The sequence below is a fragment of the Mycobacterium sp. 012931 genome, from assembly GCF_000419295.1.
Lineage (GTDB): Bacteria > Actinomycetota > Actinomycetes > Mycobacteriales > Mycobacteriaceae > Mycobacterium > Mycobacterium marinum.
In genome coordinates, this window is record NZ_AOPX01000001.1 from 5623982 (window position 1) to 5639054 (window position 15073).

The window sequence follows — 15073 nt, forward strand, 5'->3', positions numbered from 1 at the left end:
ACTCCTGGGTGCCAGCGTGAATCCGCCTCGCCCCGACGACCCGAAGGAGTCATGGATGACTCACCTCACCACCGTGCTGCGCGCCGCCACGACTGCCGCACTGATGGGAAGCTTCGCCTACCTAGGTATTGGCATCGGTACCGCAAGCGCAGAATCCGCCAACGGCAACCCGGCCGATGTGGACACGCTTGCCGAGTCATTGTCGAAGGGCTACGACCTCACCAATTGCGCCCCCCAACCCATCAACCCAGGCGAGCTGGCCGAACTCGTGTGCGACCAGAGCGCCGACTCCGCCGGACCCGCTGAGGCCAGGTACATCCTGTTTGCCAACACCGACGCCATGAACGGCAAGTTCAAAGCGGGTCTCAACGACGAGACACTGACCTCCTGTGGGGAGAGCCAGTCACCCACCACCTGGCACCAGGGCACCTCCGGGACAGCTGGACAGGTGGCCTGCGGCACCCACGACGGTGCGGCCGAGATCATCTGGACCACCGATGCCAAAAACGTTCTCAGCGACATACGTGGCGCCAATACCGACGTGCCCTCGCTCTACCGGTGGTGGCAGAACAACGGCTGACCTCACCGCCCCCACTGCGCTGTGATCGCCCGCGCCACCGCGTGCATCCCGGCCTCGTTAGGGTGAAGTGGCGCAGGCCGGCCCAGCAGCGGGACAACGTATCTCGCGAGTCTCCCGGTTTTTTCCGCCCAGGGTTGCACCGACCACGCGTGATGGTCGCGGCTGGCCGCCGCGGCACGCACGATCTCGCAACCCGTCTCGACGGCGGCCTCGGCGGTGAGTCGCTCCAGCGTTTCGGCGACATGGCGACCAAGCGCCGCGTCGGCCTCGGACAACGGCGGGGCGCCAACTCCCGCCGGCGGCAACAACGTCAGATAGTCGACAAACAGAACCCGGGCACTTGGAGATCGCTTCCGTATCGAACGGCCAACCTCACACAGTGAATCGAATACCGTTGCCAAGGCACGATCCCGGGCGTCACGGTCAAGCAGATCTGCTACCCAGCCGCGAAGCATCGGTAGTCGCCGCGCGAAGTTGGGCAGCGAGGCGACTATCAGCAACGGGATGTAGCCGACGTCGTTGCCCCCGACGGTGACTGTTACCAGGGCTTCCGATCCGTCCAATGCGCAGATCTGGGGCGGCGCCCCCCGCTGGTTGTCGGTCAGCACGGCAGCGGTGGTCGCACCCGAGTAGGTGACGTCGACCAGATCCAGATTCAGTCGTTCGGCCACCAGGTGCGGGTAGTTGCGTGCCGATCGCCCCGATCCCCGAGGCGCGCCCGGTGCGCGCGGGGAGATGCCTGGACCTGCCGCCATCGAACTACCGAGGGCGACATAACGTTTCATCGCCGTGGGGATGGAACTCAATTGCCCGACTCCGCACCGGGTGACTGCGTCGTCACCAGGGTGGGGCTCGACGCCTGGGCCCAGAAGCGCTTCGGTATCCGGCCGGCACGACGCGCCAGGTAGCCGGCGGTGACGGCGGCCGACATCGCCGCGGCCATCGCCGCCGGGTCCGCCGCCCGCGTCACCGCGGTGGCCAACAGCACGGCGTCACAACCCAATTCCATCGCCAGCGCCGCATCACTGGCGGTGCCGATACCCGCATCCAGAACCACGGGAACACCCGCGCTGGCAACGATCATCTCGATGTTGTGCGGGTTGGTGATCCCCAGGCCGGTCCCGATCGGCGATCCCAGCGGCATCACTGCCGCGCAACCGGCGTCTTCCAGGCGACGGGCCAGCACCGGGTCGTCATTGGTGTAGGGCAGCACGACGAAGCCGTCGTCGACCAACTGTTCTGCCGCTCTGACCAATTCAATCGCATCGGGCAACAAGGTGCGTTCGTCGGCGATCACCTCGAGCTTTACCCAATTGGTGGCGAGCGCCTCGCGAGCCAATTGCGCGGTCAGCACCGCCTCGGCCGCGCTGCGGCACCCGGCGGTGTTGGGTAACGGCGTGATCCCGAGCCGGTTGAGCAGGTCGAGCAGTCCGGTGCCGCCCTCGGCGTCAACCCGGCGGATCGCGACGGTGGTGAGTTCGGTACCCGAAGCCACCAGCGCCTCCTGCAGCACCGCCAGATTGCTCGCTCCCCCGGTGCCCATGATGAGCCGCGAAGCAAAGCTGCGGTCGGCGATCGTCAGCTTGGACTCAACCACCTTGCACCGCCGTTACCACCTCGAGTCGATCACCTTCGGAAAGCTCTGTCGCCCAGTCAGATCGTGGCAGCACCGCCAAGTCCAATGCCACCGCGATGCCCCGATCGGGGAAACCCAACGACTGCAACAACGCTGCCACGGTGGTCTGCTCCTCGACCTCGACACGGCGCTCGTTGACAACGACGATCATGAGTGCGCTCCGATCGGAACAAGCTCGGACACGATCTGCTCGGCGGTCCACGGTGCCAACAGGAATCCCGATCGGCCTAGGCCCGCGGCCACCAGCGTGCGTGCGTCCAGGCGGCCCACGATGGGCAGGTTGTCCGGTGTCATCGGACGCAATCCGGCTGTGCACTCAGCCAACTCGTACTCGCCGAGGGCCGGCATTACCGCACAAGCATCCTCGAGCAGGTCACGCACGCCCGACACCACCGGGGCCAAGTCACGTCCGTGCTCATACTGGGTCGCCCCCACCACCACCCCATCCGCGCGCGGCACCAAATACACCTGGCGCCCGTGTACGCGGGCGCGTACCACCCGCTGCAGCAAAGGCATACAACCCTTTCTCCAACGCAACCGCAGCACCTCACCCTTCACCGGACGAACCGGCAGGCCCGGCCACAAGGCGGGAGCGTCGATGCCATTGGCAATCACCACCGCGTCACCGGTGGCATCGGACAAATCGGCGACCGGCCCCGCCCAGGTGACGCCACGTCGCTCACAGTCGACGGCCAGTGCGTCGAGCAGGGCGCGATTATCCACCGCCAGCTCGGTGGTGGCACGGAAGCCGTGCCGGATGCCCTGGGCCAGCAGGGGTTCGACATCGCGGGCGGCCGATTCCCAACTCGCCGGGTGCCCCTGCTCGGACAACCAATCCGCGACGGTGCGCAGGTCAGCGACGTCGGCTCGGTCCACCGCCACCACCAGCGATTCCCGCGCGGTAACCACCTGCGGTGGCAGCCCGTCCAGAAAGCCGCTCTCGTGCCACAGCCGCAGCGACTCCAGCCCGAGCCGCAGCAACCGTTCTTCACCGGGCCAACCCTCGCTGTGCGGGGCAAGCATTCCACCGGCTGCCCAGGAGGCGCCCGGTTCGGCACGGCGATGTACCCGCACGGCCCATCCGGCCTGTGCTGCCCGCCGTGCCACCGACAGGCCAATAACGCCGCCACCAATGACAGCCAGCGACCCCATGGATGGGGATGACATCTACTGCTCCCTTCGCCGGCATGACCCGGATCAGGTGTGACGGTCAGGACAGGCCCGGTTGTACACCGGCTGTGCCCACTCTCAGCCCCGCTGGTTACCCGGGATTCCCGTGTTCTTCAGGGTTGCGCTCCGGTTCTAAGCTAGCGCGCTAACGTCTCGGTATGCACTCCCGACTGGCTACCGCAAGGCTTTATCTGTGCACCGATGCCCGCCGTGAGCGCGGTGACCTGGCTGATTTCGCTGACGCCGCCCTGGCCGGCGGTGTCGACATCATCCAGCTGCGCGACAAAGGTTCGGCCGGTGAACAGCGGTTTGGCCCCCTCGAAGCGCGTGACGAGCTCGCCGCCTGCGAGATCCTGGCCGACGCGGCCGCTCGACACGCAGCCATGTTCGCGGTCAACGACCGCGCCGATATCGCCCGCGCGGCGCGCGCCGACGTGCTGCACCTCGGTCAGCGTGACCTTCCGGTCGACGTGGCACGCGCAATCACCGGACCGGCCACGCTGATCGGCCAATCCACTCATGACCGCGACCAGGTTTCCGCGGCCGCGATCGGGGCGGTCGACTATTTCTGCGTCGGGCCCTGCTGGCCCACCCCGACCAAGCCGGGCCGCACGGCGCCGGGCCTGGACTTGGTCCGTTTCGCCGCCGACGTCGCCGGCGCCAAACCGTGGTTTGCCATCGGCGGCATCGACGGGGTGCGCCTGCCCGAGGTTCTCGCCGCCGGTGCCCGACGGATCGTGGTGGTGCGGGCGATTACCGCGGCCGACGACCCGCGGGAGGCCGCGGCAAAGCTCAAGTCAGAGCTTCTAGCAGCGATATGACCCGCGGACTCAGCTGCGAGGGCACCTGATCGGCGTCCCCGGGCATGCACCAGACGAACACGCCCGGCTCAACCTCCACAGTGCGCGGCAGGAGTTCACGACGTTGATCGCCCCGCTCCAGCGGCACGGTCACCGGGGCGCAGCGCAGCCCCTGCCAACTGGCGGCAAATCCGGGATGCAACGGAAAGTCCACCACTTCGGCCTCGGCAACCCAGCGCAGCTCCGCGCTCTCCCGATCGGGGACCGCGTGCAGCAACTCCCGGGTGTCGGCGATCACCGTCGTGTAGGTCCATGCGGTGCCGCTGGGCCTGGCCGTCACCGTCACCGCCCGCACGGTCAGCCGCTCGGCCGGCAGTCGTGCCTCTTCGTGGGCTTCGCGCAGCGCCGTCTGTTCCGGAGTCTCGTGGCTGTCGCGGGCGCCCCCCGGCAAGCCCCAGGTGCCGCCTTGATGGCTCCAGAACGCTCGATGCTGCAACAACACGGCTGCGGTGCCGTCGGGTCGCGGCGCTCGAAGCAGCAGCCCGGCCGAGCCAAATCGGCCCCAGTAGTGCACACCGCTCTCGGAGATGACCCAACCGTCGCCGTCGCCCCGCACGGATCAAGGATAGGCAGGCGGAGGTTCAACGAAGTTCCGGGGAATTTGGGGGCCAAATTTGGTCCGTCGCCACCGGCATCTGTCGGAACATTCTCTTAGAATCCGCTTATACGGTTTCCTGACACGGCCGAAAGACGAGGTCCAAGCAGACGTGACGGTTGAGTTGGCGCACCCGTCGACCGAACCGCTGGGATCGCGGTCACCGGCCGAGCCGGCCCATCCCCGCTGGTGGTTCGTCTCGACGACGCCCGGGCGCATTCTGACGATTGGCATCGTGTTGGCGGCGCTTGGCGTTGCCAGCGCGTTTGCCACCTCGACGACCATCAACCACCGCCAGCAGGTGCTGACCACGGTGCTCGACCACACCGAGCCGCTCTCGTTCGCGGCCGGACGGCTCTACACCACGCTGTCGGTGGCTGACGCCGCGGCGGCCACCGCATTCATCGCACAGGCCGAACCCCGCGCCGTCCGGCTCCGCTACGAACAGGCCATCACCGACGCGTCGGTGGCGGTGACCCGCGCGTCCAGCGGCCTCACCGATGAATCGCTGGTGCAGCTGCTGGGCCGAATCAACGCCGAGTTGTCCGTCTATACCGGACTCGTCGAGATCGCGCGCACCAACAACCGAGCGGGTAACCCGGTCGGGTCCTCGTATCTGTCCGAAGCATCGGGACTGATGCAGTCGACGATCCTGCCCGACGCGCAACAGCTCTACGAGGCGACATCGACGCGAGTGGACAGCGAGACCATCGCGTCCACCCAGATCCCGGCTCCGGTGATCCTCGTCGTTGCCACCACGGTGGCGTTCGGCGCATTCGCGCACCGCTGGCTGGCCCGCCGGACCAGGCGACGAATCAACCCCGGCCTTGTGGTCGGAGCGCTCGGTATTCTCGTCATGGTGGTGTGGGTAGGAACTGCGCTGACACTCTCAACGGCCGCGAGCCGTATCGCTAAAGACACCGCGGCCGAGTCCCTCAAGACGGTCACCAACTTGGCCATCACCGCCCAGCAGGCACGAGCCGATGAAACGCTGTCGCTGATCCGGCGCGGTGATCAAGAGGTCCGCAAGCAATCCTTCTACCAGCGCATCGAGGACATGCATCGCCAGCTCGACGAGTACATGGCCCGCCCCGATGCGGTCGACAAGCCCGACTTACAGGGCGCCGAACAGCTGTTGGTGCGCTGGCAACAGGCCAACGACCGGATCAACTCCTACATCTCGGTCGGCAACTATCGTGCCGCTACCCAGGTGGCACTGGGCGAGAGTGAGGACGATTCCACCCCGGCTTTCGACAAGCTCGACGAAGCGCTGACCAGGGCCATGGATCAAAGCCGCAATCACCTGCGTACCGACGTCCGCAACGCGCGCCGAGGATTGGCCGGCGCCCAAATGGGTGGTGTCGTGCTGAGCTTGAGCGCCGCGATCGCGGTGGCCCTCGGTCTGTGGCCCAGGCTGAAAGAATATCGCTGATGAGGCGCCTGCCCGGACTCCGGAGGGCGGCATCTGCGCTCGCAGTGCTCGCCCTGGTCATCACGCTGGACGGGTGTGGTCACTCCGAGCCGCTGAAAGTCGAGTCGACGCCCACCCTGCCGCTGCCCACCCCGGTCGGCATGGAAGTCATGCCGCCGGAGCCTCCGCTTCCAGCGGACAGCTCCAGCCAGGACTGCGATCCCACCGCCAGCCTGCGCCCCTTTCCCGCCAAAGCCGAGGCCGACGCCGCGGTGGCCGACATCCGCGCGCGGGGACGGCTGATCGTCGGACTCGACATCGGCAGCAACCTGTTCAGTTTCCGCGACCCGATCACCGGCGAGATCACCGGCTTCGACGTCGACATCGCCAGCGAAGTGGCACGCGACATCTTCGGCGGCCCCACCCATGTCGAGTACCGGATCTTGTCGGCGGCCGAACGCATCACCGCGCTGCAGAGCTCCCAGGTCGACGTGGTGGTCAAGACCATGACGATCACTTGCGAGCGGCGCAAGCTGGTGAACTTTTCCACCGTCTACCTCGACGCCAACCAGCGGATTCTGACCTCACGCGACTCGCCGATTTTCAAGGTGTCCGACCTGTCCGGCAAGCGAGTCTGCGTGGCCCGCGGCACCACGTCGTTGCGCCGCATCCGCGAGATCGCACCGCCGCCGGTCATCGTGTCGGTGGTGAACTGGGCTGACTGCCTGGTGGCACTGCAGCAACGCGAGATCGACGCCGTCAGTACCGATGACACGATCCTGGCCGGGCTGGTGGAAGAGGACCCCTACCTGCATATCGTCGGGCCAAACATGGCCAATCAGCCCTACGGCATCGGGATCAATCTGGACAACACCGGACTCGTCCGATTCGTCAATGGCACGCTCGAACGCATCCGCAATGACGGGACCTGGAACACACTCTACCGCAAATGGTTGTCGGTGCTCGGGCCGGCGCCCGCACCGCCCCGGCCTAGGTACGTGGACTGATGGCCGAGGCGGTCAAGAAGGGCCTGCAAGACACGTCGGGAACCGAGAATCCGCGGCCCGCCGAAGACGAACAGGAAGCGGGCCCCGGAACGCCGCCGGCCGACGTGCAGACCGGCGCGGCCGCCTGGAGCCGGCCGATCGGCACCCAGGCACTGTTCCGGCCGAATTTCGACGATGACGACGAAGACGACATCACGCTGGGCACCCTCGATATGCAGCCGCAGGGACCGCTGGCGGCCGCGACGCGAGCGCGGCTACCGGTCCGACGACTCGGCGGCGGCCTCGTCGAGATCCCGAGGGTGCCCGATACCGATCCGCTCAAAGCGCTGATGACCGATCCGGTAGTCCCGGAAGCCAAGCGGTTCTGCTGGAACTGCGGGCGTCCGGTCGGCCGCAGCGACTCGGAGACCAAGGGGGCATCGGAAGGCTGGTGCCCGTATTGCGGCAGCCCGTATTCCTTCTTGCCCCAGCTCAGCCCCGGTGACACCATTGCCGGCCAGTACGAGGTCAAGGGCTGCATCGCGCACGGCGGAATGGGCTGGATATACCTGGCCCTGGACCGCAACGTCAACGACCGGCCAGTCGTGCTCAAAGGCCTGGTGCATTCGGGCGATGCCGAGGCCCAGGCCATCGCAATGGCGGAGCGACAGTTCCTCGCCGAGGTGGTCCACCCGTCGATCGTGCAGATCTTCAACTTCGTCGAGCACACCGACAAGCACGGGGATCCGGTCGGCTACATCGTCATGGAGTACGTCGGCGGGCGGTCGCTCAAACGGCGCAAGGGCGAGAAGCTTCCGGTCTCCGAGGCGATCGCCTATCTCCTGGAAATCCTTCCGGCATTGGCCTACCTGCATGCTCTCGGCCTGGTCTACAACGACTTGAAGCCGGAGAACATCATGCTCACCGAAGAACAGCTCAAGCTCATCGACCTGGGTGCGGTGTCGCGGATCAACTCCTTCGGTTACCTCTATGGCACTCCCGGCTTCCAGGCGCCCGAGATCGTGCGGACCGGCCCCACCGTGGCCACCGACATCTACACGGTGGGGCGCACGCTGGCCGCGCTCACCTTGAACCTGCCTACCCGCAATGGCCGCTACCTCGATGGATTGCCCGACGACGATCCGGTGCTGGCCAGCTACGACTCGTTCGGCCGCCTGCTGCGCCGCGCCATCGACCCGGACCCACGGCGGCGGTTCGCCAGCGCCGAGGAGATGTCCGGGCAGCTGATGGGTGTCTTGCGCGAGGTGGTTGCCCAAGACACCGGGGTCCCCCGCCCCGGCCTGTCGACAGTGTTCAGCCCCAGCCGCTCGACGTTTGGGGTTGACCTGCTGGTCGCGCACACTGACGTATATCAGGACGGTCAGGTGCATTCGGAGAAGCTGACCGCCAAGGAGATCGTGACGGCACTGCAGGTACCGCTGGTCGATCGGACCGACGTCGCGGCCTCCGTCCTGCAGGCGACGGTGCTCTCCCAGCCCGTCCAGACCCTGGACTCACTGCGCGCCGCCCGACACGGCGCGCTGGACTCCGACGGCACCGACCTCTCCGAATCGGTGGAACTGCCGCTGATGGAGGTTCGTGCCCTGCTGGATCTCGGCGACGTCGCCAAGGCCACCCGCAAACTCGACGACCTGTCCGAGCGGGTGGGCTGGCGCTGGCGGCTGGTCTGGTACCGGGCCGTCTCCGAGTTACTCACTGGCGCCTATGACGCCGCGATCAAACACTTCACCGAAGTTCTGGACACCTTCCCGGGTGAACTTGCGCCCAAACTGGCGCTGGCCGCGACCGCCGAACTGGCCGGATACACCGACGGGACCAACTTCTACCAGACCGTGTGGAGCACCAACGACGGCGTCATCTCGGCGGCATTCGGACTGGCCAGAACCCTTTCCGCGCAAGGCGAACGCGCCGGTGCGGTACGCACCCTCGATGAAGTCCCACCTAGCTCGAGGCATTTCACCACGGCGCGGTTGACCAGTGCGGTGACCCTGCTCTCGGGACGGTCGCACGGCGAGATCACCGAAGAACAGATCCGCGACGCCGCACGCAGAGTCGAGGCACTGCCACCTACCGAACCGCGTGTGCTGCAGATCCGCGCCCTGGTACTGGGCGGCGCGATGGACTGGTTGCAGGACAACGAGGCCAGCACCAACCACATCCTTGGCTTTCCCTTCACCGATCACGGGCTCCGGCTGGGCGTGGAGGCCTCGCTGCGCAGCCTGGCCCGCGTCGCCCCCACCCAGCGGCACCGCTACACCCTGGTCGACATGGCCAACAAGGTGCGGCCCACCAGCACGTTCTAGGGTGCGCTCACGCTCTTTACATCGGGTGTGTGTCGGTGGACTCGGGTGTGCGATCCGGGCGTAAAAATCCGGGAACCATATCCCTGCCGGCACCTTCGAAGCCGCACACGCGCAGTCAAACTCGCTACGGCACGGCCGATCTGCGCTCAGCCAGGGCAGCGGTCACCCGGCGCAGGATATCGACGCGGCGGTCCTCGGCCACCACCCGTATGACGATCCACCCCATCCGCTCGAGCATTTCACCGCGCCGAATGTCTTTGACGTACTGCTGGCGGTCGCTGCGATGGTGATCGCCGTCGTATTCGACGGCCACCATGTACCGCTCCCACCCCATGTCGAGATACGCGACGGGCATACCGTTGACGCCCAGCACGGGCAGCTGGGTCTGAGGCCGAGGGAGTCCGGCGTCGATCAGGAACAGCCTCAGATAGCTCTCTCGCGGCGACTGTGCTCCCGGGTCGACCAATTCCAGCGCGGTCTCCAGTTGCCGCAATCCACGAGTTCCGCGGTGGTTTCTGGCGACCTGCAGCACATCGGCCACCGTGAACCCGGTTGCGCGCGCCAGCGCGTCCAGCCGTACCACCGCCGAACGCATGGCTCCACGGCGGCCGATGTCGAAAGCGGTGCGCTCGGCCGTGGTGACCGAGTACCCGCCCAGGAACTGAGTTTCGCCATCGATCAGCACGTCGCGGCGGGTCAGCACGCCACGAGGTGGGCGGGAGCGAGCACAGATCAGCTCAACCGGGACGTCCTCGGGAATCCACTTCGCGCCGTGCAAGGCCGCTGCCGCCGCACCGCCGACCGTCGCCGAACCGCGCGACCACAGCCAGGCGGCGGCAATCCTGCTCTGCAGGCACGGGTGCACCCCGGCGGACAGATAGACGTTCGGCAGGACCGGCCGGTACCGGGTCCGCAATTGATGGCGCGTAACCGCTCCACACGCCAGTGCCTTACTACCGATAAACGGAGCTCTCAAATCACACATGACGCGAAGACTCGCACGCCAACCGCGTTCGGCGTCTTCGTCTTTGCACAGGTTCGGCATCGAGTGTGCGCTGTGGGCTTCGGGCGTGCGCCGACGGCACCGCGGCTGGGCAGATTCCGCCCGACAGGCACGCTCAAAGCCCTGGACGCACGCTCACAGATCTCCCGCGCTCGGCTTCCTATACGGCGACCAACACCGAGCAGCAATGCCGGGCAATAGCCAGTTCTTCGTTGGTCGGTATCACCAAAACGGTGACCGGCGAGTCGTCGGCGGAGATCCGGCGCGCGCCACCGGACGGGCAGGCGTTACGCCCCTCATCCAGGCTGATCCCCAGTTCGGCCATCCCGGCCAGGGCGTCTCGGCGCACCGCCGCGTCGTGCTCGCCGATCCCGGCGGTAAAGCTCACCACGTCGGTGTGGCCCAGCACCGCCAGGTAAGCGCCAACGTACTTGCGCAGCCGGTGAATGAAGACGTCGTAAGCCAATTCAGCCGCCGGGTCGCCGTCGTCGATCATTGCCCTCAGCCGGCGAAAGTCCCGCTCGCCTGCCAACCCCAACATCCCGGACCGGTGGTTAAGCATTGATTCGATCTCATCAACACCCAACTTTGCGGTGCGCCAAAGGTATCCAATAACCCCGGGGTCCAAGTCACCACTGCGGGTGCCCATCACCAAACCCTCCAGCGGCGTCAGACCCATCGACGTCTCCACCGGCCGTCCTCCCGCAACCGCTGAAGCCGACGCGCCGTTACCCAGATGCAGCACAATCTGATTCAGATCACCAATAGGCTTGCCCAGGAATTCCGCGGCCTGTTGGCTGACGTACTCATGGGATGTCCCGTGAAAGCCATAGCGGCGAATTTTCCAGACGTCCGCCAACTCGCGATCGATGGCGTAGGTGGCCGCCGCGGGCGGGAGCTGGTGAAAGAAGGCGGTGTCGAAGACCGCGATGTGCGGTACGTCGGGCAGCAACGCACGCGCCACCCTGATGCACAACACCGCGGGCGGATTGTGCAGCGGGGCCAGCGGCGATAGCTCATCGAGCTTGCCGATCACCGCATCGTTGAGCAACGTCGGTTCGTAAAAGTCCTTGCCGCCGTGCACTACCCGATGCCCCACCGCGACCAGGCCGCAGGACTGAAGGTCGATGTCGTCTTCGGCCAAGATCTCGAACACTCGGCGCAGGGCCGCGTCGTGGTCGGGCACCGATGACGATTCTTCGCCGATGCGCTCGATGTTTCCCGTCGCCCGTGACATACCTGAATCGGGTTCGACGAGCTGAAACTTCAGGGATGAGGATCCAGAGTTGAGGACCAGCACAACACGATTCGGACGGCTAGCGCTCATGAACACCCTGAGCTTGAATTGCGGTGATAGCGACGGTGTTGACAATGTCCTCCACCAGAGCACCCCGGGACAAGTCGTTGACCGGCTTGCGCAGGCCCTGCAGTACCGGGCCGATCGCCACCGCACCGGCGCTGCGCTGCACCGCCTTATAGGTGTTGTTGCCGGTGTTGAGATCCGGGAAGATTAGCACCGTCGCCCGGCCGGCAACCGCAGAATCGCGCATTTTGGTAGCCGCGACCGACAGGTCCACCGCGGCGTCGTACTGGATGGGGCCTTCCACCATTAGCTGCGGATCCCTTTCGCGCACTAGTTCGGTTGCCGCTCTTACCTTGTCGACGTCCGCCCCGGATCCCGATGCGCCGGTGGAGTAGGAGAGCATGGCCACTCGCGGCTCGACGCCGAACTGCGCGGCGGTGCGCGCCGAACAGACAGCGATATCGGCCAGCTCCTCGACGGTCGGGTTCGGGATGATCGCGCAGTCACCGTAGGCCAGCACCCGATCGGGCAGGCACATCAAGAAGATGCTGGAGACGGTGGACACGCCCGGAACGGTTCTGATGATCTGCAGCGCGGGGCGAACCGTGTGGGCCGTGGTATGTGCGGCGCCGGAAACCATGCCGTCGGCCATGCCGTTGTATACCAGCATGGTACCGAAATAGGTTGCGTCGTTCATGATCTCGCGGGCCTGCTCGTGGGTGATCCCCTTGGCCTTACGCAGCTGCGCATACTGATCGGCGAACTCGTTGCACAAGCTACTGGTACGCGGGTCGATCACCGTGGCGCTATCCAGGCTGACACCGAGTTCAGCCGCACGCAAACGGATTTCGGCCTCGTCACCGAGAATGGTCAAATCGGCAACGTTGCGCTGCAATAGCCGCCCAGCGGATTTGAGAATCCGGTCGTCTTCACCTTCGGGCAAGACGATGCGCTGGCGATCCGAACGCGCCTGCTGCTGCACGCGGTACATGAACATCTGCGGTGTGGTGACCGTCGGGATCGGGATCGCAAGCTTCGCCAACAGATCCTCGATGTCAACGTAGCGGTCCATCAATCCCAGAGCGGTGTCGATCTTGCGCTGCGACGTCGCCTTGACCCGGCCGCGAGCCGTCGCGGCAGCGCTGGCGGTGTCAAAGGTGCCCAGATCGGTTCCGATGATGGGCAGTCGCAGCCGCAGCCCGGCAACCAGCGAGGCGATCGACGGGTGCAACTCGAACCCGCCATTGAGGACGATGCAGGAAAGCGATGGAAAGCCCTCGGCCGCATGGGCACTGGCCACGGCGAGCACCACATCGGAGCGGTCACCGGGAGTTATCACGGCCATGCCGTCACGCAGCCGCTCCAGCACATGATCGGCGGTCATCCCGGCGACCAGCAGGCTGGTGACCTCCCGGCCCCACAGCGAGGCATCGCCACTGATCGGTGTTCCGTTGACGGACTTCTCCAACTCGGACACCGTCGGCGCGGACAACAACTGTTCTTCGGGCAGCACATAGCTGGGCGGGGCGAAGGCCCGCAACGCATCACCGACGGCCGCCAACTGCGCGGGCTCACATCGGTTGGCCACCACGGCCGCGGTGTGGGCGTGCTGTGCGGCCAGCTCGGCCAGGCACACCGCGACGACTCCGGAGACCTGATCCGCGTCACGGCCTTTTGCGCTCACGGCCAGCAGCACCGGGGCTCCGAGGTCGACCGCGATGCGCGCGTTGACCGACAGCTCGGTGGGCGTAGTGACGTCGGTGTAGTCGCTGCCGACGATCACCACCGCGTCGCACGCATCGGCCATCGCGTGGTAGGCGGCGACGATGTCCGCTATCGCGGCTTCGAGGTCGTCGTGCAGCTGTTGGTAGGTGACGCCGACGCATTGCTCGTAGGACAGTCCGGCAGTGGTCTGCTCCAGCAGCAATTCGAGAATGTAGTCACGCCGCTCGCCGCGGCGGGTGATCGGCCGGAACACACCGACCTTGGCCACGGTGGCGGCCAATCTGTGCAGGATACCCAGGGCAATGGTTGACTTGCCGCTCTCCGGTTCCGGGGCGGCGATGTATATGCCGGTGGCGCCCGAGCCGGTCGACACCTGTTGGTCAGCCAAGTCGCCGCAATCTGGGGGCCAGGTCCTTTTCGAACAGTTCCAGGAACCGGAGCTGGTCGTGGCCGGGCGCGTGCAACACCAGATGGTTCAGACCCCAGGCCACGTACTGGCCGACCTTCTCGACGGCTTCGTCGGGGTCCGAGGCCACGATCCAGCGCTTGGCAATCTGCTCGATGGGCAGTGCTTCGGCGGCCGCCTCCATCTCGATCGGGTCCCCGATGCTGCGCTTCTGCTCGGCGCTCAGCGACAGCGGCGCCCAGAACCGAATGTTGTTCAAGGCCAGTTCAGGATCGGGGTCGTAGGAGATCTTGATTTCGATCATCTTGTCGATGTCGTCGATATTGCGGTTGTTGATCGCGGCGCCTTCGCGGACCGCTGGCATCAGCTTCTCGCTGTAGAGGTCCTCGCCCTTGCCGGAGGTGCAGATAAAACCGTCGCCGGCACGGCCCGCATACTTGGCCACCGCCGGACCGCCCGCGGCGATGTAGACCGGCACTCCCCCTTCCGGCACGTCGTAAATCGAAGCCCCTCGGAGCCGGTAGTACTCGCCGTCGAAGTCGACGCGGTCGCCGCGCCACAGTTCGCGCATCAATCGCACCGATTCGCGTAGCCGGGCGAATCGCTCCTTGAATTCGGGCCAGACGCCCTGGTAGCCGGTGGCAACCTCGTTCAGCGCCTCACCGGTACCAACGCCGAGGAAGATCCGGTTCGGGTAGAGACAGCCCATGGTGGCAAACGCCTGGGCGATGACGGCGGGGTTGTAGCGGAAGGTGGGGGTCAGCACCGAGGTCCCCAACTGCATCCGTTTGGTCCGCTCGCCCACCGCGGTCATCCAGGCCAGCGAGAACGGGGCGTGCCCACCTTCGTGACGCCACGGCTGAAAGTGGTCGCTGACGGTGGCGCTGTCCATGCCGTGCGCTTCGGCGGCCACGGCAAGCTCGACGAGCTCACGCGGCGCAAATTGTTCGGCCGATGCCTTGTATCCGAGTTTCAGTTCAGCCACTAGTTCTTTCTACTCCTAGGCCCTCGGGCTGGGAGTAGGACCTCGGTCGCGACCCGCCGCGCCCGGCTCCGCCGCGCTCGCGATCGCTC

14 protein-coding genes and 1 riboswitch are annotated in these 15073 nt (G+C 66.1%); of the genes, 5 read left to right on the plus strand and 9 right to left on the minus strand.

Annotated features, from left to right (window positions below; translation table 11 throughout):
• Positions 1 to 55: 55 nt before the first annotated feature.
• Entirely contained in the window at positions 56 to 580 is a 525-nt protein-coding gene (locus MMSP_RS24640) for a hypothetical protein (RefSeq protein ID WP_020788785.1), read from the plus strand.
• Positions 581 to 582: 2 nt separating this feature from the next.
• Here MMSP_RS24640 and MMSP_RS24645 read toward each other — a convergent pair whose 3' ends face one another.
• The 4 genes from MMSP_RS24645 to thiO all read right to left on the minus strand — a co-directional run bounded on the left by MMSP_RS24645 (position 583) and on the right by thiO (position 3383).
• Positions 583 to 1365 carry an SGNH/GDSL hydrolase family protein gene (locus tag MMSP_RS24645; RefSeq protein WP_036426952.1) on the minus strand — a complete coding sequence of 261 codons (783 nt, stop codon included), beginning with the start codon at positions 1363 to 1365 and terminating at the stop codon, positions 583 to 585.
• A 17-nt stretch (positions 1366 to 1382) separates the two neighbouring features.
• Positions 1383 to 2177: a thiazole synthase gene (locus MMSP_RS24650; RefSeq protein WP_020788787.1), complete on the minus strand. Its 795-nt coding sequence runs from the start codon at positions 2175 to 2177 to the stop codon at positions 1383 to 1385.
• Entirely contained in the window at positions 2170 to 2367 is a 198-nt protein-coding gene (gene thiS, locus MMSP_RS24655) for a sulfur carrier protein ThiS (protein ID WP_011740713.1), read from the minus strand. Before thiS ends, MMSP_RS24650 begins: the two co-directional genes overlap by 8 nt.
• Positions 2364 to 3383, minus strand: a complete 1020-nt coding sequence (gene thiO / locus MMSP_RS24660; protein ID WP_036426953.1) for a glycine oxidase ThiO — start codon at positions 3381 to 3383, stop codon at positions 2364 to 2366. Before thiO ends, thiS begins: the two co-directional genes overlap by 4 nt.
• Positions 3374 to 3504, minus strand: a riboswitch (TPP riboswitch). It overlaps the preceding gene by 10 nt.
• A 40-nt stretch (positions 3505 to 3544) precedes the next feature.
• Between thiO and thiE the strand changes: the two genes are divergently transcribed.
• Positions 3545 to 4207 carry a thiamine phosphate synthase gene (gene thiE, locus MMSP_RS24665; RefSeq protein ID WP_012392666.1) on the plus strand — a complete coding sequence of 221 codons (663 nt, stop codon included), beginning with the start codon at positions 3545 to 3547 and terminating at the stop codon, positions 4205 to 4207.
• On the opposite strand, the gene MMSP_RS24670 is transcribed toward thiE, so the two are convergent.
• On the minus strand, positions 4179 to 4802 hold the full coding sequence (locus tag MMSP_RS24670) for an NUDIX hydrolase (RefSeq protein ID WP_015354396.1): 624 nt from the start codon (positions 4800 to 4802) through the stop codon (positions 4179 to 4181). The two genes, thiE and MMSP_RS24670, sit on opposite strands and share 29 nt — an antisense overlap.
• 151 nt (positions 4803 to 4953) lie before the next feature.
• On the opposite strand from MMSP_RS24670, the gene glnX reads away from it, so the two are divergent.
• Genes glnX through MMSP_RS24685 form a run of 3 tightly spaced genes read left to right on the plus strand, consistent with a single transcriptional unit; the run spans position 4954 to position 9562 of the window.
• Positions 4954 to 6273, plus strand: a complete 1320-nt coding sequence (gene glnX, locus MMSP_RS24675; protein WP_020788789.1) for a protein kinase G-activating protein GlnX — start codon at positions 4954 to 4956, stop codon at positions 6271 to 6273.
• Positions 6273 to 7259, plus strand: coding sequence for a glutamate ABC transporter substrate-binding protein (locus tag MMSP_RS24680; protein ID WP_036426954.1), 987 nt, complete (start codon positions 6273 to 6275; stop codon positions 7257 to 7259). Before glnX ends, MMSP_RS24680 begins: the two co-directional genes overlap by 1 nt.
• On the plus strand, positions 7259 to 9562 hold the full coding sequence (locus MMSP_RS24685) for a serine/threonine-protein kinase PknG (protein WP_020788791.1): 2304 nt from the start codon (positions 7259 to 7261) through the stop codon (positions 9560 to 9562). Before MMSP_RS24680 ends, MMSP_RS24685 begins: the two co-directional genes overlap by 1 nt.
• Before the next feature lie 124 nt (positions 9563 to 9686).
• On the opposite strand, the gene MMSP_RS24690 is transcribed toward MMSP_RS24685, so the two are convergent.
• The 4 genes from MMSP_RS24690 to fgd all read right to left on the minus strand — a co-directional run bounded on the left by MMSP_RS24690 (position 9687) and on the right by fgd (position 14984).
• Positions 9687 to 10547, minus strand: coding sequence for an endonuclease domain-containing protein (locus MMSP_RS24690; protein WP_015354394.1), 861 nt, complete (start codon positions 10545 to 10547; stop codon positions 9687 to 9689).
• A gap of 178 nt (positions 10548 to 10725) precedes the next feature.
• Positions 10726 to 11892 (minus strand): acetate kinase, encoded by a 1167-nt coding sequence (locus tag MMSP_RS24695; RefSeq protein ID WP_015354393.1) that lies wholly within the window; start codon positions 11890 to 11892, stop codon positions 10726 to 10728.
• Positions 11882 to 13966 carry a phosphate acetyltransferase gene (gene pta / locus MMSP_RS24700; protein ID WP_020788794.1) on the minus strand — a complete coding sequence of 695 codons (2085 nt, stop codon included), beginning with the start codon at positions 13964 to 13966 and terminating at the stop codon, positions 11882 to 11884. The genes MMSP_RS24695 and pta overlap by 11 nt, the downstream gene beginning before the upstream one ends.
• 7 nt (positions 13967 to 13973) lie before the next feature.
• A complete protein-coding gene (gene fgd, locus MMSP_RS24705) occupies positions 13974 to 14984 on the minus strand; it encodes a glucose-6-phosphate dehydrogenase (coenzyme-F420) (protein ID WP_020788795.1) in 1011 nt (336 codons plus the stop codon).
• Between the last annotated feature and the right edge of the window lie 89 nt (positions 14985 to 15073).

Bases quoted from the DNA above. Each gene is read 5' to 3' on its own strand.
- thiS (WP_011740713.1), bottom strand. From the start codon at position 2,367: ATGATCGTCGTTGTCAACGAGCGCCGTGTCGAGGTCGAGGAGCAGACC.
- MMSP_RS24690 (WP_015354394.1), bottom strand. From the start codon at position 10,547: ATGTGTGATTTGAGAGCTCCGTTTATCGGTAGTAAGGCACTGGCGTGT.
- MMSP_RS24645 (WP_036426952.1), bottom strand. From the start codon at position 1,365: ATGAAACGTTATGTCGCCCTCGGTAGTTCGATGGCGGCAGGTCCAGGC.
- MMSP_RS24640 (WP_020788785.1), top strand. From the start codon at position 56: ATGACTCACCTCACCACCGTGCTGCGCGCCGCCACGACTGCCGCACTG.
- thiE (WP_012392666.1), top strand. From the start codon at position 3,545: ATGCACTCCCGACTGGCTACCGCAAGGCTTTATCTGTGCACCGATGCC.
- thiO (WP_036426953.1), bottom strand. From the start codon at position 3,383: ATGTCATCCCCATCCATGGGGTCGCTGGCTGTCATTGGTGGCGGCGTT.
- MMSP_RS24695 (WP_015354393.1), bottom strand. From the start codon at position 11,892: ATGAGCGCTAGCCGTCCGAATCGTGTTGTGCTGGTCCTCAACTCTGGA.
- MMSP_RS24680 (WP_036426954.1), top strand. From the start codon at position 6,273: ATGAGGCGCCTGCCCGGACTCCGGAGGGCGGCATCTGCGCTCGCAGTG.
- MMSP_RS24685 (WP_020788791.1), top strand. From the start codon at position 7,259: ATGGCCGAGGCGGTCAAGAAGGGCCTGCAAGACACGTCGGGAACCGAG.